General features: G+C 35.2%; 28 protein-coding genes and 1 pseudogene. 19 read left to right on the forward strand and 10 right to left on the reverse strand.

What is annotated here, in order from left to right:
• Positions 1-16: 16 nt before the first annotated feature.
• A pseudogene (locus tag ACFVQC_RS09780) lies at positions 17-139 on the reverse strand (alpha/beta hydrolase); the annotation flags it as partial.
• 393 nt (positions 140-532) lie between these two features.
• Between ACFVQC_RS09780 and ACFVQC_RS09785 the strand changes: the two are divergent.
• The 3 genes from ACFVQC_RS09785 (at position 533) to ACFVQC_RS09795 (ending at position 2,486) form a co-directional block, all read left to right on the forward strand.
• A complete protein-coding gene (locus tag ACFVQC_RS09785; protein ID WP_002202909.1) occupies positions 533-1,189 on the forward strand; it encodes a uridine kinase family protein in 657 nt (218 codons plus the stop codon).
• A 75-nt stretch (positions 1,190-1,264) separates the two neighbouring features.
• Positions 1,265-1,702, forward strand: a complete 438-nt coding sequence (locus ACFVQC_RS09790) for an NUDIX hydrolase (protein ID WP_001202613.1) — start codon at positions 1,265-1,267, stop codon at positions 1,700-1,702.
• A 412-nt stretch (positions 1,703-2,114) separates the two neighbouring features.
• Entirely contained in the window at positions 2,115-2,486 is a 372-nt protein-coding gene (locus ACFVQC_RS09795; RefSeq protein WP_002150140.1) for a hypothetical protein, read from the forward strand.
• Positions 2,487-2,614: 128 nt separating this feature from the next.
• On the opposite strand, the gene ACFVQC_RS09800 is transcribed toward ACFVQC_RS09795, so the two are convergent.
• Positions 2,615-2,731 carry a YjcZ family sporulation protein gene (locus tag ACFVQC_RS09800; RefSeq protein WP_002069235.1) on the reverse strand — a complete coding sequence of 39 codons (117 nt, stop codon included), beginning with the start codon at positions 2,729-2,731 and terminating at the stop codon, positions 2,615-2,617.
• Between the two features lie 268 nt (positions 2,732-2,999).
• Positions 3,000-3,470 carry a hypothetical protein gene (locus ACFVQC_RS09805; RefSeq protein ID WP_377894886.1) on the reverse strand — a complete coding sequence of 157 codons (471 nt, stop codon included), beginning with the start codon at positions 3,468-3,470 and terminating at the stop codon, positions 3,000-3,002.
• Positions 3,471-3,673: 203 nt separating this feature from the next.
• Between ACFVQC_RS09805 and ACFVQC_RS09810 the strand changes: the two genes are divergently transcribed.
• Entirely contained in the window at positions 3,674-3,985 is a 312-nt protein-coding gene (locus ACFVQC_RS09810; protein WP_000637510.1) for a YbjQ family protein, read from the forward strand.
• Positions 3,986-4,104: 119 nt separating this feature from the next.
• On the opposite strand, the gene ACFVQC_RS09815 is transcribed toward ACFVQC_RS09810, so the two are convergent.
• From ACFVQC_RS09815 to ACFVQC_RS09835, 5 genes are all read right to left on the reverse strand, one after another.
• Complete coding sequence (locus ACFVQC_RS09815) at positions 4,105-5,292, reverse strand: MFS transporter (protein WP_377894916.1); 1,188 nt, start codon at positions 5,290-5,292, stop codon at positions 4,105-4,107.
• A gap of 70 nt (positions 5,293-5,362) precedes the next feature.
• Positions 5,363-6,043 (reverse strand): FadR/GntR family transcriptional regulator, encoded by a 681-nt coding sequence (locus ACFVQC_RS09820; RefSeq protein WP_377898246.1) that lies wholly within the window; start codon positions 6,041-6,043, stop codon positions 5,363-5,365.
• A gap of 253 nt (positions 6,044-6,296) precedes the next feature.
• Positions 6,297-6,602 (reverse strand): hypothetical protein, encoded by a 306-nt coding sequence (locus ACFVQC_RS09825; protein ID WP_377894889.1) that lies wholly within the window; start codon positions 6,600-6,602, stop codon positions 6,297-6,299.
• A gap of 116 nt (positions 6,603-6,718) precedes the next feature.
• A complete protein-coding gene (locus ACFVQC_RS09830; RefSeq protein WP_377894891.1) occupies positions 6,719-7,711 on the reverse strand; it encodes a zinc-dependent alcohol dehydrogenase family protein in 993 nt (330 codons plus the stop codon).
• 475 nt (positions 7,712-8,186) lie between these two features.
• Positions 8,187-8,372, reverse strand: a complete 186-nt coding sequence (locus tag ACFVQC_RS09835; RefSeq protein ID WP_002064086.1) for a hypothetical protein — start codon at positions 8,370-8,372, stop codon at positions 8,187-8,189.
• A gap of 94 nt (positions 8,373-8,466) precedes the next feature.
• On the opposite strand from ACFVQC_RS09835, the gene ACFVQC_RS09840 reads away from it, so the two are divergent.
• From ACFVQC_RS09840 to ACFVQC_RS09855, 4 genes are all read left to right on the forward strand, one after another.
• Entirely contained in the window at positions 8,467-9,684 is a 1,218-nt protein-coding gene (locus ACFVQC_RS09840) for a sensor histidine kinase (protein WP_002150131.1), read from the forward strand.
• Entirely contained in the window at positions 9,674-10,318 is a 645-nt protein-coding gene (locus tag ACFVQC_RS09845; protein WP_002150129.1) for a response regulator, read from the forward strand. Before ACFVQC_RS09840 ends, ACFVQC_RS09845 begins: the two co-directional genes overlap by 11 nt.
• 152 nt (positions 10,319-10,470) lie before the next feature.
• Complete coding sequence (locus ACFVQC_RS09850; protein WP_377898247.1) at positions 10,471-10,905, forward strand: hypothetical protein; 435 nt, start codon at positions 10,471-10,473, stop codon at positions 10,903-10,905.
• Between the two features lie 100 nt (positions 10,906-11,005).
• On the forward strand, positions 11,006-11,404 hold the full coding sequence (locus tag ACFVQC_RS09855; RefSeq protein ID WP_377898248.1) for an Ig-like domain-containing protein: 399 nt from the start codon (positions 11,006-11,008) through the stop codon (positions 11,402-11,404).
• A gap of 73 nt (positions 11,405-11,477) precedes the next feature.
• Here the strand turns inward: ACFVQC_RS09855 and ACFVQC_RS09860 are convergent, their stop codons facing one another.
• Positions 11,478-11,618 (reverse strand): YflJ family protein, encoded by a 141-nt coding sequence (locus ACFVQC_RS09860; protein ID WP_377898249.1) that lies wholly within the window; start codon positions 11,616-11,618, stop codon positions 11,478-11,480.
• A gap of 152 nt (positions 11,619-11,770) precedes the next feature.
• On the opposite strand from ACFVQC_RS09860, the gene ACFVQC_RS09865 reads away from it, so the two are divergent.
• A complete protein-coding gene (locus ACFVQC_RS09865; RefSeq protein ID WP_377894898.1) occupies positions 11,771-12,133 on the forward strand; it encodes a hypothetical protein in 363 nt (120 codons plus the stop codon).
• A gap of 26 nt (positions 12,134-12,159) precedes the next feature.
• Here the strand turns inward: ACFVQC_RS09865 and ACFVQC_RS09870 are convergent, their stop codons facing one another.
• Positions 12,160-12,345: a YhzD family protein gene (locus ACFVQC_RS09870; protein ID WP_377898250.1), complete on the reverse strand. Its 186-nt coding sequence runs from the start codon at positions 12,343-12,345 to the stop codon at positions 12,160-12,162.
• Positions 12,346-12,598: 253 nt separating this feature from the next.
• On the opposite strand from ACFVQC_RS09870, the gene ACFVQC_RS09875 reads away from it, so the two are divergent.
• The 10 genes from ACFVQC_RS09875 (at position 12,599) to ACFVQC_RS09920 (ending at position 22,479) form a co-directional block, all read left to right on the forward strand.
• Positions 12,599-13,840, forward strand: a complete 1,242-nt coding sequence (locus ACFVQC_RS09875) for a metallophosphoesterase family protein (protein WP_377894902.1) — start codon at positions 12,599-12,601, stop codon at positions 13,838-13,840.
• Complete coding sequence (locus ACFVQC_RS09880) at positions 13,837-16,755, forward strand: ATP-binding protein (protein ID WP_377898251.1); 2,919 nt, start codon at positions 13,837-13,839, stop codon at positions 16,753-16,755. The genes ACFVQC_RS09875 and ACFVQC_RS09880 overlap by 4 nt, the downstream gene beginning before the upstream one ends.
• A gap of 47 nt (positions 16,756-16,802) precedes the next feature.
• Positions 16,803-17,747 carry a 3'-5' exoribonuclease YhaM gene (gene yhaM / locus ACFVQC_RS09885; protein WP_002159025.1) on the forward strand — a complete coding sequence of 315 codons (945 nt, stop codon included), beginning with the start codon at positions 16,803-16,805 and terminating at the stop codon, positions 17,745-17,747.
• Between the two features lie 308 nt (positions 17,748-18,055).
• Positions 18,056-19,033, forward strand: a complete 978-nt coding sequence (locus tag ACFVQC_RS09890; RefSeq protein ID WP_199661887.1) for a ring-cleaving dioxygenase — start codon at positions 18,056-18,058, stop codon at positions 19,031-19,033.
• Positions 19,034-19,153: 120 nt separating this feature from the next.
• Positions 19,154-19,657 (forward strand): DUF2199 domain-containing protein, encoded by a 504-nt coding sequence (locus ACFVQC_RS09895; protein WP_377898252.1) that lies wholly within the window; start codon positions 19,154-19,156, stop codon positions 19,655-19,657.
• A gap of 388 nt (positions 19,658-20,045) precedes the next feature.
• Positions 20,046-20,918 (forward strand): alpha/beta fold hydrolase, encoded by an 873-nt coding sequence (locus ACFVQC_RS09900; protein ID WP_377898253.1) that lies wholly within the window; start codon positions 20,046-20,048, stop codon positions 20,916-20,918.
• Between the two features lie 78 nt (positions 20,919-20,996).
• Positions 20,997-21,197: a sporulation YhaL family protein gene (locus tag ACFVQC_RS09905; RefSeq protein WP_002064098.1), complete on the forward strand. Its 201-nt coding sequence runs from the start codon at positions 20,997-20,999 to the stop codon at positions 21,195-21,197.
• An 81-nt stretch (positions 21,198-21,278) separates the two neighbouring features.
• Positions 21,279-21,431: a hypothetical protein gene (locus ACFVQC_RS09910; RefSeq protein WP_377898254.1), complete on the forward strand. Its 153-nt coding sequence runs from the start codon at positions 21,279-21,281 to the stop codon at positions 21,429-21,431.
• 96 nt (positions 21,432-21,527) lie between these two features.
• Positions 21,528-22,247, forward strand: coding sequence for a hypothetical protein (locus tag ACFVQC_RS09915; protein ID WP_377898255.1), 720 nt, complete (start codon positions 21,528-21,530; stop codon positions 22,245-22,247).
• A gap of 1 nt (position 22,248) precedes the next feature.
• On the forward strand, positions 22,249-22,479 hold the full coding sequence (locus ACFVQC_RS09920) for a hypothetical protein (RefSeq protein ID WP_087970766.1): 231 nt from the start codon (positions 22,249-22,251) through the stop codon (positions 22,477-22,479).
• The last annotated feature ends 67 nt before the right edge of the window (positions 22,480-22,546 follow it).

The raw sequence follows: 22,546 nt of genomic DNA on the forward strand, positions 1-22,546 counted from the left end.
AGGGTTAAAAGAGAACTTAATTAACTTCTTTTACTTCTTTCGGCAGGGCATCATGTTCAATCCAGTTTTCGACTAAGCTATTAAACAGTTCAGGATTTGCTAAAGAAATTCCGTGATTAATTTTAGAAATAATACCACCTAATTAATCATACAACAAAAAAGGAAATTCTGGTGAATTTATCCATATACGCCATATTTGTTATTAGTAATTATTTTCTCAATAATCAATTTAGGAGTAGGTGTCACGGTTCCAGTAATGACCGAAATAGTTATGAAAGCAGCAGGCCCATCTTATGCAAATATGGATGGGGCAACCTTAAATGTAAATTGACACCAGATAATTGCTCGTTTAGTATGGGTACTACCCCAAATAACAATAAAATCCTTCGGAAATTAATATAGTTTTTTAAAAATAGAGATGATATGATGGATAATAATACCATTTTTTCACTTCATGTATGAATTTATAGTAGAATACCTCTATATTAAGATAATGTGAATAAAGTGGTATATTAGTAACAGGGGGAGAATAATGAAAAAGTTATTACAAGAAATTATAAATTGGATCAGTATGACCGATGAACAGATTGTTATTGGTATTTCAGGACACGGTGCTGCCGGAAAAACAACGTTCGCCAATAAGCTCATAAACCAATTAAATCAAAATAAAGTGAGTTATATTAATACAGATCCATACATTGTTAGTTCAAATGTACGAAAGTATACAAATATCCACTATACATATCAGAATGAAAATCATTATGATAAAATGACAGCTTGTCATCCATCAGCCCATCATTTGTCTGCGTTAGAAAGAGATGTTCAAATGGTAAGAGCTGGTTTAGATTTTTATACAATGGATACACATTATATAAAAAGTGAGTTAATTTCTTCGAAAAATAAGGTGACGATTGTAGAAGGAATGAGTGTCGCATTTATTAATCCAAATTTATTTGATTTGAAAATTTACTTCTATACAGATGGAGAAACAGAATTAATGAGAAGGTCTAGCCGTGATATTATTGAAAGAGGAGCCGATATTAATTACTTAAGGAAGTCTCATGAAGAACGTCGGATTCAGTATGAAGTGTTTATGCATCCATATAGTCAACGTTTTGATATTATTATCAAAAATTCCAATGAAACAATATGTTTAGAAAAAAATACATTTGAGTTTTATAAAGTTTAAATGCAAATACTTTATTTACTAAAATAGCAAGTTAGTGAATAAATTGTTCATATTTTTTCGGAAGGAGGTTAAGCAATGAGAGCACCGTATCAAGTATTGATATTTCCTTATATAAAAACTGACGATTCCATTCAATATGCCATTTTTAATCGAAGTGATTATGGTTATTGGCAAGGAATAGCTGGTGGTGGAGAAGATGGTGAGACTCCTATTGAATCAGCAAAACGAGAAGCGTTTGAAGAGGCTGGTATTACAAGAGAAAGTCCATATATAAAACTAGATTCTGTGTCTTCACTACCAGTAGAGGATGTAGTTGGTGAATTTCTTTGGGGCGAAGATGTTTATGTAATAAAAGAATTTTCTTTTGGAGTTAAAGTTCCTACAAAAAATATTAAATTATCTAAAGAACACTTCAATTATAAATGGTTGTGCTTTGAGGAAGCCGTAACGCTTTTAAAATGGGATAGTAACAAAACGGCTTTGTGGGAATTAAACAAAAGGCTGTTAAAATAATTAAAGTGTTAGTCAACAAAGCCGATAGTGGAGTGAGAATTAAACAACTTAAAAAAGCTTTGCTACATTACTTATGTAGCAAGGCTTTTTTCTTAGCGTACGAAATCGAGTTTTGTTGGCGGTACCCCGCTAAGAGCATGCAAGATTTTATACAGTTTTTCGGCTAATCCAATAACAAACGAGAACCCTAAAACCGCGTCAGGATAGGAATGTATAAAAAAATGCATAGATCCATAGAACAAAAAAAGGAGATTTACTTGTGAGATTAGGGTTCCTCCTTATTCTTGCTACCAATAATGAGACGTTATGTCAACCAATCATGAATGCGGTATACATATTATATTTTATCTATCTTGCATAAGAAAATTGTCATATAATAGAAATAACATTATGAATTATACAGGAGATACAAATGAAAAAATTTTTAATTAGTTATGCTGCAAGTCTGCTTACTTTTATTATCATATGGTTCTTAATACCATATATTTCTGATCCTAGTTATTCTTCTCAGAATGATTTGCCTAACATAGTTGGATTCATTATAATTCTCATCATATTTGGTAGTATACTAGATCTTGTAGCTTGCCTAATTGGAGAAGTATTATACAGGAACATAAAACAATGTAAAAAGTTTCGATTTGGAATTCCTCTATTTATAGGAATAGCTGTTATCTATATACTTATACTCTCTCTTTTTACTATTACTAGCGCATATTCTTCTAGTTTAGTTACACCTATTATTATGGGTTCCTTAGCTTTTTATTTAGTCCGTAGAAAAATATAATTAACTTCCAATAACGATAATTATATAAATAAGCTGTCCATATGGGCAGCTTATTTTATTTTTTGTTTAGCACGGGGATTTTTTCATGAAGAAAAGACACTCACATGAGTGTCTTTTCCGATAGTTTTTTAGCAGAAGCAGCTAGCTCCAACTATGATTAATAAAATAAATAATACAACTAATAAAGCAAATCCTCCAGCGAAGCCACCGCCGCCACAACTACCACAACTACCACCAAATCCCATAATAGTTCCTCCTTTAGATAAGAGGATAAAACAAGGGGTCACTCATGTATTTTAACGGGTTCACTTTACTTTATGTTTTTAAGCATGAATTGAGCAGGTCCTTTTGAAAATAAAGAAAAGACACCTTATAAGGTGTCTTCCTTCGATTTGAAACATTTTAAGTTTAATAATCTAGGGTCTCGCCACTGACCTATTAGACTGAAATTTTATAGTGTTTCTGAACAAAATTTTGTGCTAATTTTGAATCATTAAGTTGATGGGGATCCTTTTACGTTTTATCATTTTTAAAAAAATCCTTCATTATCTTAGCGTCTTTAACGTTCAATGTCACACCTTCTACTTTATCTTTCTTTTCATCTTTAGCTATCGTAATTTGCTCCTTATTATCAACCCACACAAGAAATTCTTCTTTTGAGTCATCTTTATATGTAACGGTTATAGTAGAATGTGCAGATGCTCTCTTTTTTTGATCTAATGTGATTGTTTTCGTTGTTCCTTTTTGGACTGCTGAAGCGATTGATTGTATCATTTCCTGGTTATCTGTTTGAGATTTGGAACTAGTATTACTTGTTGTTCTAAGTAATTCAATGTTTGTAATGTCTGCGGAGTTGAATGGAATGGCATTTTGTACATGTTCTTGCTTAGTTTTTGGAGTATTATTTGTAGTAGAAGTGCTTGTACAACCAATTAAAGTAAAAGATAGAACACTTAGAGCACATATGTAAGTGATTTTTTTCATTTTATCCCCTCCTCTAGTTTAATTATAACAATATTCTGTTAGTTTAGGTGGTTATTGTAAAAGGAAGGTGAAATAATATTTCACCCTTACAAAATTGTCACATTCATGTAAGGTAATTCAATAGATTAGATACTTTTTCCATGTCATAATAAAGACATAAGAAAGCACATTAAAAACTACAACTTATTAGGAGAGTGTCAGTCATGATTGTAACAACAACGTCTGGAATCCAAGGTAAAGAAATTATTGAGTATATTGATATTGTAAATGGTGAAGCTATTATGGGTGCAAATATTGTTCGTGATTTATTTGCTTCAGTTCGTGATGTTGTCGGTGGCCGTGCTGGTTCTTATGAAAGCAAGCTAAAAGAAGCTCGTGATATCGCGATGGATGAAATGAAAGAACTTGCAAAACAAAAAGGTGCGAACGCTATCGTTGGTATTGACGTAGATTATGAAGTTGTTCGTGATGGAATGTTAATGGTTGCTGTAAGTGGTACAGCTGTACGTATATAATTAAATAAAAAACAGGCTCACCCCTTGAAGCGTATGCTTTGAGGGGTTTTTTTTGTTTTCAAGTAGTAGAAGTAAAAAGAATGAGCTTGATCCTTTAGGAAAAAGCTCATTCTTTTTATTTAAGCTATAAGATCTTTTGCTTCTACTTTCTTTTTGTTCATGACTAAAGTTAAAATGAACAAAATTAAGCTTAAAAGTGCCATTATAATAAAAACTTGCGTATAACCATCAAAATAGTCACGAGCGATTCCTGCTAAGACAGGAATGAATCCGCCCATAATATATCCTCCTGACTGCATCATAGCAGTCCATGCACTCGCATCTGCTGAAGTTTTTGTTTCATATAGCGGTAGCATGAGAGCGAGTGGGAATACGCCGCCGAGCCCGATACCTAGTAAAATAGAAGGGATCCATGGTGTAGTTAGTGGGTAAATCATAAGCGATAAACCTACGAGTACGAAGCATATACTCCCTAATAACCAAAGTGCTCGGTTTTTATAAATATCCGCTAATGTTGGAATTAAAAAGCTACATATCATTTGAATAACTGTAAATACAGTTATGAGAGTACCAGCTTGTTCGCTACTGACGCCCATATTTTGATTTGCGGGCGCAAGCCAAGTTGTAATGGAGTAAAAGATTCCTGATTGTAGTCCGAAAAAGATTGTGAACAACCATGCTTTTTTATTTCTTAAAGGTAAACTATTATTCTTTTTATCTTGTGTACTTGTATTCTTTTTTCGTTTCATAACCGGATACCAAAATATAATAGCGATAATAGTAAGTACACCCCAGAAAGCGAGTGCCATATTCCAAGATCCTTTTAATACATGTTGTAAAGGAATCGTTAATCCTGCACTTAAAGAAGCACCAGTTCCCATGCCTACTGAATATATTCCAATCATTAAGCCGATTTTCGTAGGGAATTTTTCTTTAATAAAACCTGATAGTAACGGACCTGCAAGTGCAATTCCAATGCCGATAAATAAAGAGCTCGCGAATAATGTGGAAATGGAAGAGGTAAAAGCCCTCATACATGTAGCAAAGCCAATTAAAATAAGACAAGCCATAATTGCTTTTTCTGCCCCATATTTTTTAATGACCTTCCCAGTCAGTAAGGCGAATGTCCCCATACAAAAAACAGGAATGGCTGTTAAGAAACTAACGGAAAAATTGCTTATATTTAAGTCTTGTCGGATTGTTTCTAATAAAGGTGAAATAGATGTAATTCCGATACGTAAATTAATGGAAACAAAAAATAGTGCTAGTATATACAAATAAGTTCGTACTTGATGTTTCAATTTGATTTTCTCCTCTCTTAAACATCAGATGTTATTGAGTATATCATCTGATGTTTAAGTGCAATATATAAGGAGCTTATTTCAGCTCCAAATTTTGAACGGCGTATGTTCGTGCCTCTTCGGCACTTTGTTTTAAAATAGCTTGGAATAACTTTTCATGAATGTCAGAGTTATCTTCATAGTTCGCTGTATTTAATATTAATTGGCTTAAAATGTGGCGAAGGGCAGGTACAAAAGATTGATACAAATCAAGTAGAACTTCGTTTTTGCTCGCCTTTGCAATTGCTAGATGAAACTGAATATCTGCATCTATGTACGCAACATAATTTCCTTCTTGAAGGGCATTTTTTCTTTTATTCAAATGTCCTTTTAAGTATAAAAGATCCTCTTCACTTCGGCGCTGTGCCGCTAACATCGCTACTTCTTTATCTAACATATTTCTTGCTTCATACACATGATTAATATTAGCTGCTTGCAATCGTTTTTCAAATGAATCTTGTGTTGTATTTAGTGAGACAATACGAGTACCTTGTCCTTGTCGAACTTCTAATATGCCAGCATGTACTAATATCTTTATGCTTTCTCGCAGCGTCGAACGCCCTACACCTAACTCTTCCATTAATTGCGGCTCTGTAGGGAGGCGATCACCAACTTCATACTCGCCAGAAAAGATTTTTTCTTGTAAACGTTCCAACACTTCATCGACTAATTTCCGTCGAGAAACTTTTGAAAAAGATTTCTTTTCGTTTATATTCATCTGCTCATCTCCTGTTATATTCGCTTTTATGATAACCAATTTAAGTTCGGTTGACAATGTTATTTTTTAGGTAGTTGAAGCGGGAGGGGATAACGATGATGAATAAATGAAAGGACAGCACATATTTTATCCCGCTATTTGTGGGAGTCGGGCTGCCCGTAAACGCTCGATTGGTGCGGGCTGATTAAAGTTTCACTTTATATGACTCATATGTACTGTCCTCGCTTATTCCACAATCGCGTCTGTTTCTCGATTATGAAAAATCTTTGCCTGTCTTGCTATAAATTTCATAAGCAAAAAAGCCAAATAAATAGCCTATTCCAGCTCCTAAACCAACTGTAAACAGTGAATAATCCGGGAAAAATATGTCGACAATTATACCGATTAAACACCCTAAAAGCATTCCCATTGGTATTAAACTATCTAATAAAACTTGAGCGTTTTTTGATTTTTTCTTACCTAAGTTACCGTTGTTATATTTATGTTTAAGCCTTCCAATCACATATACTACAATTCCTCCGACTATTACAACAGGCGCAATTACCGTAATTAACCACATGTAGAATCTCCTTTCGCCTTTCAATAGAATTATACCAGATACTTACAATTATGTGCTCCTAAACGTATTATCTAATCTATTTAAAAGGTCGATCAAAAAGACTTCTTCAATTGTATTTAATAACTCGTCAAAAACACTTTCCCTTTTGTTTTTTCAGCAGACTGCACAACATCAACCGCCGTTTTCACATCTACTAAGTCATATGTGGAATGTACTGTCATGAAACGTAATTGTTTATCTTCTACTAAGCGGATTATGTGACGAAATGTTTCTTTCCATTTATATGCTGACACGTCACTATTCCAATGTCGTAAATGAAATATATTCGCGTGCACTTTTGCTTTCGTGACAATCTCTGACCAGTTAACTTGTATTCCTGATAGAAGACCGATAGTTAAAAAATGTCCATTTGGACGTAAGGAGAAAGCTAATTCATTTCCATCCGGTCCCCCGATAGAATCAATCGCAGCATCTGCACCGATTCCGTTTGTTAATTCCATAACTGTTTCATAAAGCGGGGTAGTGGAAGTATCTATTACATGATGGGCACCAAGCTGAAGTAATTCTTCTGTATGTTTACTATTTCTAGTTACTGCAATTAATCGGAAGTTTAAAATTTGTGATAATTGAACAAAAAGGTGTCCAATAGCGGATCCACAAGCGTTCACTAATAAAACATCATTCTGTTTTAAGTTTAGCGTTTCTGTACACGTAACCCACGCTGTAAGGGGATTAATATACATTTGTGCCGCTGTGAAATCATCAATGGAATCAGGAATAGGGACTATAAAATCAGCTGATGTTTTCACATATTCTTGCCAAGTACCTTCTCCGCGTAAAGGTAAAACACGTTTACCGATAAGGTCTCTAGAAACAAAAGCTCCTACATTTTCTATAATACCAACACCTTCATAACCAGGTATGTTAGGTAAAGGGATTCTATGTGCATACGCTCCGGTTATTGGAATTAAGTCAGATGGATTAATCGGTCTAACTAGCATACGAACTAAAACTTCATTATCTTTTAATGGTTCTATATTTTTATATTCAACCTGTAACACATCTTTCGGATTGCCAAACTCATGAAATTGAATGCATTTTCCAAGCAAAATAATTGTTCCCCCTTAGTGTGATTAGATTAATTATAGCATTTTTGGTTGGACTGATTATTCCATTAGCACTAAATAAAAGGGAACAGAAAGTCGTCGTTTATACATCTGATAAAATCGTAGAAAATGGTATTGCTGTGTTTGAAAAATTTAATGAAAAATAGGCTCGGCCCTTGGAGTTTATGCTTTGAGGGGATTTTTATTGTGCAAATTTCAAAAAGATACATTAATTATGTAGCATTGTATGGATTGTAAAATCGATTTCCTGAATAAGTTATTAGGTACATAGTAATATAATAAAAAGACGCCCTTGTGAGCGTCTTTTTCCAACTTGAGATAGATGAATCATTATTGTTCTGCTAAGGTACATAATTCTCGTTTAAAGCTTGCTCACACAAATGATCTGTGTATCAATTTTTTTGATATACAGATCATTTGTATGATAATTCTTATAGATAATTGCTGAATAATAATTTTACATAAATGCTTTTAAAAGTTCTTGAACCAATGGAATTACTCCACCTACAAATTTTAAAACTGCCATTGCGATTTCCATATGATTGCCTCCTTTTTTAAATAGTAAGATGTAATAAATCTTTCTAACCTCATTATAGTAAGCGCTTACAAAAACATCAATGCATTTCGATATGCAATATTTCATATTTGTATTCGGTAATGAGGATAAAGAGGAATCAGTAACCTATCAAAATATAAGTCGTATCTTGTATAGTATAATGTAATGGTGGAGGTCGGATATGAAAAAAATAAATTCAAATATAGATTTGGATACAAATGTATTGGAAGCGGTATTTATTCCAAGAAGGTTTATTATTTTATGGATTACCCTCGTATATATAGCTTCAATGCTTTTAGAATTTCGTAATAATATTTTCTCTATGGATAGTTTCTTTTTTACAATAGTCATTGTTATTCATACTATTTTTCATTGGTATGCGAGTTCATTAAAGAATAGGCAATTGTTGTACTTCTTTTTTATACAACTCTTCATTGTGTTTTTGGCTGCATTTATTGCAACAAATGCTTCGATAGCGATTTTTGTTGGATTAACTCCTATTTTAATTGCCCAAAGTTTATATGTTTATCACAATATATTTAAAGTAATGGCAGTTTTTACTCTCATGTATGCAATATTTTGTGCTGCAATTAGTATTAATTATGGTGTGAATAAAGTAGCTATTCTTCTCTCTATGTTCCTTCTAGTATTAGCAATTATTGTTCCTTTTTCTTATATTAATAAGCAGCAATTTGATGCGCGTAATCGTATACAGAGTTATATTCAAGAGTTAGAGTCTGCATATATGAGATTGGAAGAATTGACATTAGCTAATGAAAGGCAGCGAATGGCAAGAGATTTACATGATACGTTAGCACAAGGTTTAGCAAGCTTAATTATGCAATTGGAAGCAATAGATGCCCATATGCAAAAAGGGAATACAGGACGATCTCAAGAGATTATGAAACAAACTATGATAAGAGCGAGACAAACTTTACATGATGCAAGGTTGGTTATTGATGATTTGCGTCATACTACCAATTCATTTAATGAAGCAGTAGAGGAAGAGGTTCAACGTTTTTCTGAGGCTACGTCTATACAGGTGAGATTTACTATTCAAAGCCCCCCGCATATTTCAAGCTTAGTAAAGGAGCACTGTTTATATGTAATTAGTGAATGTTTAACGAATATCGCAAAACATTCGCAGGCAACAGATGTAAATTTAAAAGTTGAATATCTCGATGATCTTGAAAAACTTACTATTGAAGTTGAAGATAATGGAATTGGTTTTGACACTGGATATATCGGTAAGAATCCTGGACATTATGGTTTGATTGGCTTAAATGAGCGTGTTCGATTGATTAAGGGAGAAATACATATATTGAGTGAAAAGATGAAGGGTACGAAAGTGTATATTCAAGTGCCTATAAATAAAGAAGGAGATAGCCATGAAGTATAACGTATTAATTGTGGATGATCATTTCGTTGTAAGAGAAGGTCTGAAATTAATAATAGAAACGAGTGATTCATTTCAAATTATAGGTGAGGCTGCAAATGGAGAAGAAGCCCTGTCTTTCATAGAGAAAAAGGAACCTGATGTCATTTTAATGGATTTAAATATGCCTAAAATGAGTGGTTTAGAAACAATTGAGGCTTTGAATAAAAAACAAAACCATACGCCGATTATCATATTAACTACTTATAACGAAGATGAATTAATGTTAAAGGGAATTGAGTTAGGGGCAAAAGGATATTTGCTAAAAGATACGGATCGTGAGAATTTGTTTCGAACATTGGAAGCGGCTATTCGAGGTGAGATTTTACTACAACCAGATATTATGGAAAAGATAGTGAAGTATAAAAGGAAAGAAGTACATGCTGATAAGGTTGAAGGGAACAACTTAACAGAAAAAGAATTGTTTGTGTTGAAAGCTATTGCGCGCGGATATAAAAATAAAGAAATTGCATTTGATATGGGGATAGCTGAGCGAACGGTAAAAGCGTATTTAACAAATATATACAATAAACTAGGTGTTAATTCACGGTCAGAAGCAGTAGCTGTATCTATTGAAAGGAAATTAATTCACTTTTAAAACATTATATATGCCCAATCGTACATTATAGGCTTGCCCTTTTGTACGATTTTTTTATTTCTTTCTCATGTTATGCTTCAGAAAGTATGAGAGATCTAAGAACAGTACAATTACAGACGTTTCTAATGTAGGAAAGGAAGAAGAAAAATTAAATGGCAACTTTGTTTTTAATTTCGGTAGTAATTTTCTTTATTTGGATGCAAAGCAAACAAAGAAAATTAAACTGGATAGATATGATAACTTTTCTAATGATGATAGGGATTATTACTTATACGGCGCCGCAACCAATGACTAGGGATTTACAAGCAGAGTTACTGGCAGTTACGCTTTTTTCTTTCGCAATTGGTGTTTGGCAAGGTGGGGGAAGTACAGTCTGTTATAAGGACGGAATTTTATATATTACAAATGGAAAACAGTATTCCATTTCATGGATTCTCTTAATAATTGGCAACATAATTATTATTAATACATTTGAAGATGGATTTATATTTAATGGAGTGTGGTTCCTTTTGTGTAGTGTTGTCATTGCATCTGGGCTAAAAAACTGTATTATATGTGTTCTGTACAAATTAACAGTGCGAAATTGACTGGAAAATCAAAGCTGTTTTCTTTTATCCCAACATAGAACGTATTGCTGTAAATTCATTCAAAGATTACAGTTGATAAGAAATGGGGGAGTTAACACAGATGTTTCTACCTATTACTACATTTTATAGGTTTAGTTGGCTGGGGAGTTTTGCTTTCTCTTCAGAAAAGGTTAGCAGGAATCGAGCGTTTTCGAGGGCCGAAGAACTAAATGCTAATTTGTATGAAAAGAAATGTATAGATTCAGTTAGTAATATTCATGAGAGAATAACGATAGATGTTGTGAAATATGGTGATAATTATGTATCGGGCCATGCGGAACCTTATGCAACAATTGTCATAACGAGCGGCGATATGCTTGTTGGAAGTGGACGGGTTAATGAGTATGGAGAGTTTAAAATATATACGAATAATCATCTGGAAGAGTATTTGATAATAAAAGTTCAGTTGATATTAGATGGTTTTTATCAAGAGAGTATAATAGTAAAGGTAGATTGTTAATTTATAATGATTCCAGTTTTTATTTAGTAAATAAAATTAAAAGGAAGCAACAAATTGTTGCTTCCTTCTTCTATCAAGCCGAAGCCTTCTTCAATCTCTCAAGTAAACTAGATAAAATATGCGTACGATAAGATTCTAGTTTTTTACCTTCATAAGTACGAATACCTAATTTTTTTAGTTCTTTTACATACCAACCTTTGCTTCCGAAATACATGTGATCGCTCCCCTTCAACTTTTTTTATTTGTCCTGATTGTACTTGGAGGTAAGGGTAATATAATGAAGGAAATGAATTTCGCGCGAAAATGGTTAACTTTGTTGCAAAAGACATATATACTAAAGGTAGTATACAACGAGGTGGGCAAGACGTGATTATAGAGAAGCACGAAATTCAAATTGACCAAATTACGAGCGGTAAAGTGAATATCTTTACTTTCTATCGAAATAGAAAGCAAGTTGACGATTACTTTTTACAATTGCAAGAACCATCGCTTACAGCAAACTACTACTTCCATTTTCATTTTGATGCAGAGAGCTTACATCTTCTGCAGGAAGAGTTTCCGAGCGTATATCCGTACGGCGGTAGTGAAACGATTCACGACTGGACGGAAAAGATGAAGAAAGAATTGCAACATCAGATCCAAACAGGAAAATGGAATAAGCGCGTACGTATCGGTAATCGCATTCTAGATGTGGTGTTTACGTGGTGTGACGAAGATATAGTAGAGTGAAAAAGAAGCGGATGACGCTTCTTTTTTTAGCGCTGGAATAAAACGAGCTTGCCTGCAGTAGATGTGCAGCGATGCGTTTTTTCATGCAATCCTTTTTCTCGTAAAATAGATTCACCTTTTGCTTTCGCTTCTACTTCAGTTGCCGCCTCGAATGATTCGTCTAATGCTTTTGAACCATCTTTTTCAAAGACTGTTAGAACGTATACTCCCATGAAAATTCCCTCCAATAATTAAAATCAGAATCTTATAACTATTTTGTCATAAATCACTAGAATATGCAAAGAAATATATGACATTGCGTGTTACAATAAGGTGAAACTTTAATAAGCAGGGGAGTTTTTTCATCCCCTGCTTATTATTAGTTGAACTAATCGGGGAGACTTTTTATCTCCGACGATTATTAGTTTTTAGCAATTTTAATGCTGATAAAATGAAACTTTTGAAACATAGAAAGGATCGTTATTTGTGAAACAACTGAAGTTTATACATGCGGCTGATTTGCATTTGGATAGTCCGTTTAAAGGGATGGAAATGAATGTAGCACAGTCTGTTTGGGAGAGAATGAAGCAAAGTACGTTTGAATCATTCGAGCGTATTGTTGATAAAGCAATTCAAGAGCGCGTTGATTTCGTATTACTAGCCGGGGATTTGTATGATGCGGAGACAAGAAGTTTGAGGGCGCAAGTGTTTGTGCGTGAGCAAATGAAGAGACTTGCGCAGTACGATATTCCCGTTTTTATTATTCATGGTAACCACGATCATTTAGGGGGAAGCTGGGCGGCAATTGAGTTTCCGGAAAATGTTCATGTGTTTACGGAGCCTTATGTAGAAGAGAAGTCGTTTTATAAAAATGGTGAGCTGTTAGCTTCTATTTACGGTTTTAGTTATTTGCAGCAAGCGGTAACGGATAATATGACAGCGCAATATACGAAAATGAGTGATGCGCCTTTTCATATTGGAATGCTTCACGGAAGTGTGGAAGGGGATGCGGAGCATAATCGCTATGCACCGTTTCAAATTCGTGAGCTGAAAGAAAAGCAGTTTGATTATTGGGCTCTTGGCCATATACATAAACGTGAAATTTTATCGGAGGAGCCATGCATGGTTTATCCAGGTAATATACAAGGGCGCCATCGTAAGGAAACAGGGGAAAAGGGTGCGTACCTTATTGAACTCACGAAACAAGGATCGCATTGTTCGTTTTTCCATACGGCAGATGTTGTATGGGATGAGATTGAAGTTAGTATCGATGGACTTGAAACTGTTGATGATCTTATGACGAGCGCGTCAAGTGCGATGAATGAGTGCCGAAGAGAAGAGGAAGGCACGCTTTTAACTGTCGTATTTACAGGACAGGGGCCACTTTCTCCTTATTTACGCGAAGACAAGCGCGTGGAAGAGATTTTTCATATTTTAGCAGCGGGAGAAGAGCGAAAAGACTTTGTGTATGCGATGAAGTGGAAAAACGAGACGGTTTCTTTTGCGGAAATTGAACGTTTGAAAGAAGAAAATCATTTCGTCGGTAGTGTGCTAAAGGAGTTAGAAGCTTTCACAAATATGGACGGAGTGTTGCGCACGATCTGGACATCTCCTGTAGCACGTAATAGTATTGAAGCTTTTACGGAAGAAGAGAAGAAAGAGATTCAAAAGGAAGCGGAAAATATTATTTTAGAGCAATTATTCCAGCAAGAGAGGGATAAAAAATGAGAATTGAAAAACTCCATATTTATGGCTATGGAAAACTAGAAAATGTGGAAATGGATCTTTCATTGCTGACGGTGTTGTACGGTGAAAATGAAGCGGGGAAATCGACAATTCGCTCATTTATGAAAAGTATTCTGTTCGGTTTTCCGACGAGAGGACAGCGCCGTTATGAGCCGAAAGAAGGCGGGAAGTACGGCGGTGCGGTCACTGTGCAAACAGAGAAGTACGGCCGTTTGAAAATTGAACGATTGCCAAAGACGGCAGCTGGTGAGGTGACCGTTTATTTTGAAGACGGGAAAACGGGCGGCGAAGATATTTTAAACGATATATTAAGCGGCATGAATGAAAGCTTATTTGATTCAGTCTTTTCATTTGATATGCATGGCCTGCAAAATATTCATCAGCTCGGTGAAGCGGATATTGGTAATTATTTATTTTCGGCCAGCGCAGTCGGAAGTGATGCGTTATTGCAGTTAGATAAAAAAATAGAAAAAGAAATGAATCAGCGTTTTAAGCCGAGTGGTCGTAATCCTGAAATTAACGTGTCACTGCAAGAGATGAAGAAAATTGAGGAAAAGATGAAAGATTGGCAAGGAAAAATTGGCACGTATGAAAAACAGGTCGAGCAGTTAAAAGAAAGTGAAGAGAAACTTGCTTCTGTTCGTGCGGAGAAAGAGAGTGCGGAAAAACGAAAGCAAGACTATGAAATATTAGCAGCGCTTGAGCCTCTCGTTATTGAAAAGAGTGCGCACGAGAAAGTGTTGAAAAGCGAGAACGGGCAGTTTCCTGTAAACGGAATGGCGCGCTATGAGGCGGTAAAGGCAAAGATAGAGCCACTCCAAGTACAAGTAGATTCACTTCGAAAAAAGATAGAAACAGTGCAATCAGAAATTGATTCCACAGAAATAGATGAAGCATTTTTACAAAAAGAAAGTTATGTAGAAGAACTTCGTATGCAGCATATGTCTTATGAAAATGCACGCCAAGAAATGCGTGATATGACGGGAAGTATTGCGAATATAAAAGAAGAAATCGCAGAATTACAGCAACAAATTGGCACTACTTTTGAACAAGAGACTGTTCTTTCATTTGATATAAGTTTAGCGATGAAAGAATTAATTACACAAACGGTGCAAAAGGCGCGCGAATTAGAAACGCAAAAAGTGCAGCTAGATGACCGTTTTAAAACGGCTCAAGAGCAATTAGAAGAGCAAGAAGAAAATATAAGACAGATCAAGAAACAAATGTTAGCTGATGAAGAACGAAATACGTTAGTTGAGAAAGAAAAATCATTTCAAGATGCTGCATTTTTAGGTATGGGCGCAGAGAGAATGAAGCGTAAGTATGAGGAAAAAGCAGGAGCGGCTATGCAAAAGAAAAAACAGTGGCAAAGAGTTTGTCTTCTGTTACTTCTTATTAACACGCTTGTTTTATTCACGAGTTTATTTATAGATAACCGCGTGCTGTTATTTATTAGTGTTATTGTTTTTGTAGGGATTGTCCTTGCTCTCGTTTTATATAAAAATCCTTCGGGTGGATTACAAGAAGAGCTTCTTACTCTTCAGCAAAGTGCTGGCGGAAGGCAAAGTGAAGAAGCGATGTCGGTTCGCTATCAGTTAGAAAAGGATGAAGAGATTCGGAAATTATTTGAGCGAGAGTCTTATAAATTACAACAAATGGAACGTGCTTATGATAAAGTCGTTTCATCGTATGAAGAGTGGGAGGGAGAAACTTTCCGTACGGGAGAACAAGTAGATGCGTATAAAACGCGCTATATGTTCCCTGAATTTTATACGTATGCGCACATATTGCCAGCGTTTGAGCGTATTGAAAAAATGCAGTCATTATATCGTGATTTAGAGAAGCAAAGTATGCGGAAATCTTCATTACATGAAATGATTTCGCACTTTGAACATAAACTAGAAACTGTTATCGGTAGTAAAGAGTATAGTAATTTGCATGAGGCGCAAAGTCGTATGCAAAATGAAAAAGAGAAGCGCCAAACTTGTAAGCAGCTGAAAGAGAAGCTGGCGGAATGGCAAGAAGAATATGAGTTCATGCAAGAGCAATTAAAACAACTTTTAGTAGAGCGAGATGGGTTGTGGCATATCGCAGAATCTACAGATGAAGAGATGTTTTTAGAAGCAGGTAAACTGGCGGAAAAATGCGAGGATGCCGAGAAACAAGTGGGGCGTTTATTACCGCAAATTGATCTGTTAGAACAGCGTTTAACGAGTTTATCATTAGCTGAACATTATGAAGCTGGCGGTTATGAGGAGAAATTAAAGCAAGAAATTACAACCGGGCAAAACTGTCTTACAAAAGAGAAAGAACTGACAGAGCGTATTGCGAAGCATCGAATAGAAATTGCGAATTTAGAAGAAGGCAGTACGTACGGTGATTTACTACACGAGTGGGAAATGAAAAAATCACAAGTGCGTGAACAAGTGAAGAAGTGGGCTGCATATGCGGCTGCAAAGACAGTATTAACGAAAACGAAGCAATATTATCATGAAGTGCATCTTCCGCGTATTTTACAAAAATCCGAAGAGTATTTCGTGTATTTAACAGGCGGAAGGTATAGTAAAATATTCTCACCGTCAGAGGCGGAACCTTTCATTGTCGAACGTAACGATGGTATGCGTTTTTACAGTCATGAACTAAGCCAAGCGACAGCGGAGCAGTTATATTTATCGTTACGATTTGCACTAGCGAAAACGTTTGAGCATGATTATCCATTTATTATTGATGATAGTTTCGTGCACTTTGATGCGGTAAGGACGAATCGAACGATTGAACTAATAAAGGAAATTGCGAAAGATAGACAAGTTATCTTCTTTACATGTCATGCGCATCTACTCACGTATTTTACAGAAAATGAGATTATAAAATTAACGCGTAAGCGTAAAGAAAACTAGTTGTAGTGTGCTATACTAAAAGTAACTGATTTGGTGGAGGAATTCGAATGAAAAAGAAAATTGTAGAATATGAAGTTGGTGAACAAGTCGATGTTTTCTTGTTAATTAAAACAGCGACAAAAGGTCTCGCAAGTAATGGGAAGCCGTTTTTAACAGTAATCTTACAAGATCCAAGTGGAGATATTGAAGCGAAGCTATGGGATGTATCACCAGAAGTTGAGAAACAATATGTAGCGGAAACGATCGTTAAAGTAGCTGGAGATATTCTAAACTATAAAGGACGTATTCAATTACGTGTGAAACAAATTCGTGTTGCGAATGAGAATGAAGTAACGGATATCTCGGACTTTGTAGAAAAAGCTCCAATAAAAAAAGAAGATATGGTCGAGAAAATTACGCAATACATATTTGAAATGAGAAACCCGAACATTCAGCGTCTAACAAGACATTTGTTAAATAAGCATCAAAACGAATTTTTAGAATATCCAGCAGCGACGAAAAATCATCACGAGTTCGTATCTGGACTAGCTTATCACGTTGTATCGATGTTAGATTTAGCGAAAGCTATCTCAGCTCTATACCCATCGTTAGATAAAGACTTACTATATGCGGGCGTTATTTTACACGATCTTGGTAAAGTATTTGAGCTATCTGGACCAATTTCTACGACGTATACGTTAGAAGGAAATTTACTTGGCCACATCTCTATCATGGTGAACGAAATTGGTAAAGCAGCAGACGAGCTGAACATCGATGCAGAAGAAGTATTAATTCTTCAGCACATCGTCCTTTCTCACCACGGAAAAGCAGAATGGGGTAGCCCAAAACCACCATTAGTAAAAGAAGCAGAAATTCTGCACTACATCGATAACTTAGATGCAAAAATGAACATGATGGACCGCGCATTAGGACGTACAAAACCAGGCGAATACACAGAACGTGTCTTTGCGCTTGATAATCGTTCGTTCTATAAGCCGACGTTCCATAATTAAGATTGTAAATAGTAATGGCCTCATTAAGTGTTAAAAAACTTAATGAGGCTTTTTTTGTATGAATAACATATTAAAAATATCTTGAATCCGAGATAAATCACTTGCTTTTTAATCACTTGAGTTGTAAAGTGATAGTAACGAAAGGAATTACTACTTTCATACGAATCGTTTTACACATTGAATTATTTTTTTAACTATCACTTGACTAGTGAAATGAATTGATTACTTATTATAAATACGTGCTTCGTTGATCAGAGAGCCGAAATAAAACCATTAAATACAAATTAAAACTATTGGAGGAATATATAATGAACCAATTAAAAGGAATACACCACGTTACAGCGATTACAAGTAGTGCAGAAAAGAACTATGAATTTTTCACTTATGTGTTAGGAATGCGTTTAGTTAAAAAAACGGTAAACCAAGATGATATTCAAACGTATCATTTATTCTTTGCAGATGATAAAGGTAGTGCAGGAACAGATATGACATTCTTTGACTTCCCGGGCGTTCCGAAAGGTGTACACGGGACAAATGAAATTTCAAAAACTTCATTCCGAGTTCCAAGTGATGCGGCATTAGCATATTGGGTGAAACGTTTTGATCGTCTTGAAGTGGAACATACAGGAATTAAAGAGCAATTCGGTAAGAAAACTCTTTCTTTCGTTGACTTTGATGATCAACACTATCAATTAATCTCTGACGAATTGGATAAAGGGATAGAATCAGGTACACCGTGGCAAAACGGTCCAGTTCCATTAGAATATGCAATTACTGGATTAGGACCTGTATTTATTCGTATCGCGAACTTTAGTTATTTCAAAGAAGTACTAGAAAAAGTTCTATTATTTAAAGAGATTGCTCAAGAAGGAGAATTCTATTTGTTTGAAGTAAACGAAGGTGGAAATGGTGCCTCTGTCATTGTAGAACATAATACGGTTCTTCCTGAAGCACAACAAGGTTTTGGTACAGTGCACCATGCTGCATTCCGCGTAGAGGATCGAGCTGTATTAGAAGAGTGGATTGAGCGACTAAGTCGAGTTGGACTCCCTTCATCTGGTTATGTAAATCGTCACTTCTTTGAGTCATTATACGCAAGAGTTGCGCCGCAAATTTTATTCGAGTTTGCAACAGATGGCCCTGGTTTTATGGGAGATGAGCCATATGAAACGCTTGGAGAGAAATTATCTTTACCTCCGTTCTTAGAGCCAAAGCGTGAAGAAATCGAAAAATTAGTTCGTCCGATTGATACAGTGAGAAGTACTAAGGAATTTATTAAAGAGTAAAAATAGAGATAATAAGTAGAAGAGCAAGTAGTTTTAGCGGATCGCTGGAATTGCTTGCTTTTTTATTTTCTCTTTATAAGTATTTTGCTAAAATGTATGTAAAACTGATGGAGGAATAGAATGACGAAAATTAGTGGGTATACTTGTAGATGCTGCGATACATATCATGAAGAAATTCCAACGAGTTATGGATCATCAGCTCCTGTTTATTATTATGATGCTGAACCTGAAGAGCGAGAAGATAGATTTGAAATGAACGATGATTTATGCGTGATGGATGGAGAACATTTCTTCATTCGAGGGAGTATTGAAATTCCTATCATTGGTACAGATGAACATTTCATATGGGGTGTATGGGTTTCGTTAAGCGAAGCGAATTTTGATAAGGTGAATGAATTCTGGGATAAGCAACAATTATTAGAGCCGATGTTTGGTTGGCTTTCGACAGATTTACCATATGAGTTGGAGACAGTAAGCTTAAAAGCGATGGTCCATCCGAGAGCGGACGGTATTCGCCCTTATATTGAACTGGAACTGACAGACCATCCTCTAGCAGTGGAGTTTAGAGAAGGAATAACGATGGAACGGGTACAAGAAATAGCGGAACAACTTTGTATAAAGTGAAACTATAATCAGTGGGGGTTTTGTTCATCCCCCACTGATTATTAGCCCTCACCAATCGGGCGTTTACGGGCAGCAGGGCTCCCACCTAACTTCTTTGCTTCAGCCGAATTTTGAGGTGGGAGTTTTACTGCCCGGCAAATAGCGGGATAAATAACGAGGATGATGAAAAAGAGTGCTGATGTCTGTTCAGCGCTCTTTTTCATCAGTAAAATAATTGACTTACTTTTAATATGTAACTATAATGATTACAGAAAGACCGTCAGTAATAGCGGTGAGTAATATTTTTTTGATATAATTGTAACTACAATGGTTACAATTAAAAAAGAACATAAAACAACCAAAAAATGTAAAAACTTTAAATAGCAACTTAAGAAAGGAGACGGGGATTTTGAAACGGTTTAAGTTTTATATGGTTAGTGGCATTGTACTCGTTTTGTTAATAGTATGTAACTTCGTTGATAAGCCGATTGCGAAGGTTGAAGAAGTGAAAGATACTGTTATGATGAGGTTAAATACGAAAGAGAGTATGGCACAAATTGATGGGCAGACGATTTATTTTAAGCAAATTGGTGAGGGGAAACCGCCTTTACTTATGCTTCACGGGTTTGGTGGTTCTTCAGATGGGTTTAGTGATATTTATCCGGAACTTGCGAGAGATCATACGATTATTGCAGTTGATATTTTAGGATTTGGACGTTCTTCTAAGCCGGTTGATTTTCAGTATTCGTTTCCTGCGCAGGTGAATTTATATTATAAGCTAATGAAGAAGCTCGGATACGATCAATTTGCAGTACTTGGTCACTCGATGGGGGGAGAGATGTCCCTTAATTTAGCGTATCTATATCCGGACGCGGTTACCCATCTCGTTTTAGCGGATTCTACAGGAATTGAGTCTTTCCAGCAAAAAGAAAGTTATGAAGTTCCGCCGCTATCAACGGACTTACAAACTGTAACAGCGATTACGGATTATAATAAAAATGAAGTGAAAAATAGCCGCGATGATAAAGAGCATTATGATCAGCTTACGAAAATGAGAGAACGCCGTATTGCGATGGAAGCTGATAAAATTAAGGTTCCGACTTTAATTTTATGGGGACGACACGATAAGAGCGTTTCTTGGAAAAATGGTGAGCTGTATCATCAGTTATTTGCAAATAGTACGTTTCATATTATTGAAAAAGGATACCACGCGCCGTTCCGTCAAGAGCCAATCGAGTTTATGGAATATGTACAAGCGTTCTTCGCGAAGAATCCACAATGAAAAATTTAAGCATAAATCCACTTCTTTCCTCATAGAGTGAAACTAATAAGGCTTGTCTAAGGAAAGGGATGAACGAAAGTGGAAATTTTACCATGGTGGATTTATCTTGTAATCATTGGGATTGTATTGAGTGGCTACATGGTTTTATATACTTCGAAAAAAGAGCAAGAGATGGATAACGATTTTATCGAAAAAGAAGGCGAAGTTTATATGAAGCGTTTAGAAGAAGAGCGTGAGAAACGTAATCAGGATAGTGATAAGGATTCGGTTTTGCTTTAATAGAAACTTTTGAAGAAGAGAAAAGTATTGTATTTCTCTTCTTTTTCTGTTGGATGAAATATTTGTATAGGAGAAAAGCATATGTTTCGTTTATTAGCTGTCATTTTAAAAAAAGTCAATGTGCATATGCGAATTGAAACAGAAGAAGGCCATAGTATGGAAATATACTATGGCCTGTTTTTATATGTACCTTGGCTTTCTTATGCATATGTATTTTTTCAGATAATCAAATAGATTAGCATAAAAAAATGTAATTGATTTTTATTAGAGAGTAGTATATATTTAATTCACGTAATATATAGTTTTAGTATTATTAAAGGATGGTGTATTATGAAAAAAAGTAAATTTAAATTCATTAATTTAACAACGGCCGCTACACTAAGTTTAAGTCTATTATTCACAGGAGCTGTATCTGCCGCTTCTGAAGAAAATTTCAGTCCAAAACAAATTAGTTTAGATGAAGTTACATCTGAAAAAATTGATACGTATCAACTAAGTCAAATTCAAGATACCTTTACAAAAAACACTGAAAATCAGGTGACTTTTTATTGGAAAAATACGCAAGGTATAGAGGAATCAATTGATCTATCTGTTCGAACAGATGCTAGAGGTAATATAACTTCCGTAAACGAAGTAACTACACATGACAACCGAATTGATTCTCTGGTTAAAAAGAAAAAACCCGGAAAACCAGGGAAAGGTTCTAGTCCAAAGGTACCATATAAATTAAATGGTGGAACAAATAAATCTAGCTTTATTAATGAACATGCTTATAATAGACATAAATATAACCCTAAAGAAAAATCTACTTCTAGCAAAACTCAGTATGGTCGAGATGTTGACGTGAAGAAGTTAAGGGAGGAAACAATGCATAATTATGAAAATAAGTGGAGTCAAACGGATAACAATGGTAACAGAACAACAACGTATGCTAAACAATTCGATGGTAATGTAAGTACTTCTGATTCATCAACAAGTCATCATAGGGTTATAATCAATCATTCTGACTCATCAAGAAGTACACAATTCCCATTGTACTTGAAGAACTGATATGAATACAAAAAAATTTCAAACCTATGTGGCGTTGTCAACAAAAGACTGGAGTGCTGAAACATTTGTAAGAACCCTAGAGGAGATTGTGGCTTCGGCAAAAGAATATGAAAATGATTATATTGAAATCCATCAAGTTTTAGAAATGGTTGTAACAGAAGTTGAAGTTGAGTACGTAATCATTCTAAATCATACGAGAAACTTAGATGATTTGGGGAAATATCTGAAATAATAAATTCCAAATACTGTTTATAAAAAAGGAATGGCGTTCTATTTGAATAGAATGGCATTCCTTTTTG

It is taken from the genome of Bacillus sp. NPDC057893 (assembly GCF_042796455.1).
GTDB lineage: Bacteria > Bacillota > Bacilli > Bacillales > Bacillaceae_G > Bacillus_A.

Excerpts from the sequence above, each read along its gene's own strand:
- ACFVQC_RS09915 (WP_377898255.1), top strand. The coding sequence starts at position 21,528 with ATGAAAAAAAGTAAATTTAAATTCATTAATTTAACAACGGCCGCTACA.
- ACFVQC_RS09910 (WP_377898254.1), top strand. The coding sequence starts at position 21,279 with ATGTTTCGTTTATTAGCTGTCATTTTAAAAAAAGTCAATGTGCATATG.
- ACFVQC_RS09795 (WP_002150140.1), top strand. The coding sequence starts at position 2,115 with ATGAAAAAATTTTTAATTAGTTATGCTGCAAGTCTGCTTACTTTTATT.
- ACFVQC_RS09920 (WP_087970766.1), top strand. The coding sequence starts at position 22,249 with ATGAATACAAAAAAATTTCAAACCTATGTGGCGTTGTCAACAAAAGAC.
- ACFVQC_RS09860 (WP_377898249.1), bottom strand. The coding sequence starts at position 11,618 with ATGTATTTCGGAAGCAAAGGTTGGTATGTAAAAGAACTAAAAAAATTA.
- ACFVQC_RS09880 (WP_377898251.1), top strand. The coding sequence starts at position 13,837 with ATGAGAATTGAAAAACTCCATATTTATGGCTATGGAAAACTAGAAAAT.
- yhaM (WP_002159025.1), top strand. The coding sequence starts at position 16,803 with ATGAAAAAGAAAATTGTAGAATATGAAGTTGGTGAACAAGTCGATGTT.
- ACFVQC_RS09850 (WP_377898247.1), top strand. The coding sequence starts at position 10,471 with ATGGCAACTTTGTTTTTAATTTCGGTAGTAATTTTCTTTATTTGGATG.
- ACFVQC_RS09855 (WP_377898248.1), top strand. The coding sequence starts at position 11,006 with ATGTTTCTACCTATTACTACATTTTATAGGTTTAGTTGGCTGGGGAGT.
- ACFVQC_RS09890 (WP_199661887.1), top strand. The coding sequence starts at position 18,056 with ATGAACCAATTAAAAGGAATACACCACGTTACAGCGATTACAAGTAGT.
- ACFVQC_RS09840 (WP_002150131.1), top strand. The coding sequence starts at position 8,467 with ATGAAAAAAATAAATTCAAATATAGATTTGGATACAAATGTATTGGAA.
- ACFVQC_RS09870 (WP_377898250.1), bottom strand. The coding sequence starts at position 12,345 with ATGGGAGTATACGTTCTAACAGTCTTTGAAAAAGATGGTTCAAAAGCA.
- ACFVQC_RS09835 (WP_002064086.1), bottom strand. The coding sequence starts at position 8,372 with ATGAAATATTGCATATCGAAATGCATTGATGTTTTTGTAAGCGCTTAC.
- ACFVQC_RS09805 (WP_377894886.1), bottom strand. The coding sequence starts at position 3,470 with ATGAAAAAAATCACTTACATATGTGCTCTAAGTGTTCTATCTTTTACT.
- ACFVQC_RS09895 (WP_377898252.1), top strand. The coding sequence starts at position 19,154 with ATGACGAAAATTAGTGGGTATACTTGTAGATGCTGCGATACATATCAT.
- ACFVQC_RS09825 (WP_377894889.1), bottom strand. The coding sequence starts at position 6,602 with ATGTGGTTAATTACGGTAATTGCGCCTGTTGTAATAGTCGGAGGAATT.
- ACFVQC_RS09810 (WP_000637510.1), top strand. The coding sequence starts at position 3,674 with ATGATTGTAACAACAACGTCTGGAATCCAAGGTAAAGAAATTATTGAG.
- ACFVQC_RS09785 (WP_002202909.1), top strand. The coding sequence starts at position 533 with ATGAAAAAGTTATTACAAGAAATTATAAATTGGATCAGTATGACCGAT.
- ACFVQC_RS09845 (WP_002150129.1), top strand. The coding sequence starts at position 9,674 with ATGAAGTATAACGTATTAATTGTGGATGATCATTTCGTTGTAAGAGAA.
- ACFVQC_RS09800 (WP_002069235.1), bottom strand. The coding sequence starts at position 2,731 with ATGGGATTTGGTGGTAGTTGTGGTAGTTGTGGCGGCGGTGGCTTCGCT.
- ACFVQC_RS09820 (WP_377898246.1), bottom strand. The coding sequence starts at position 6,043 with ATGAATATAAACGAAAAGAAATCTTTTTCAAAAGTTTCTCGACGGAAA.
- ACFVQC_RS09790 (WP_001202613.1), top strand. The coding sequence starts at position 1,265 with ATGAGAGCACCGTATCAAGTATTGATATTTCCTTATATAAAAACTGAC.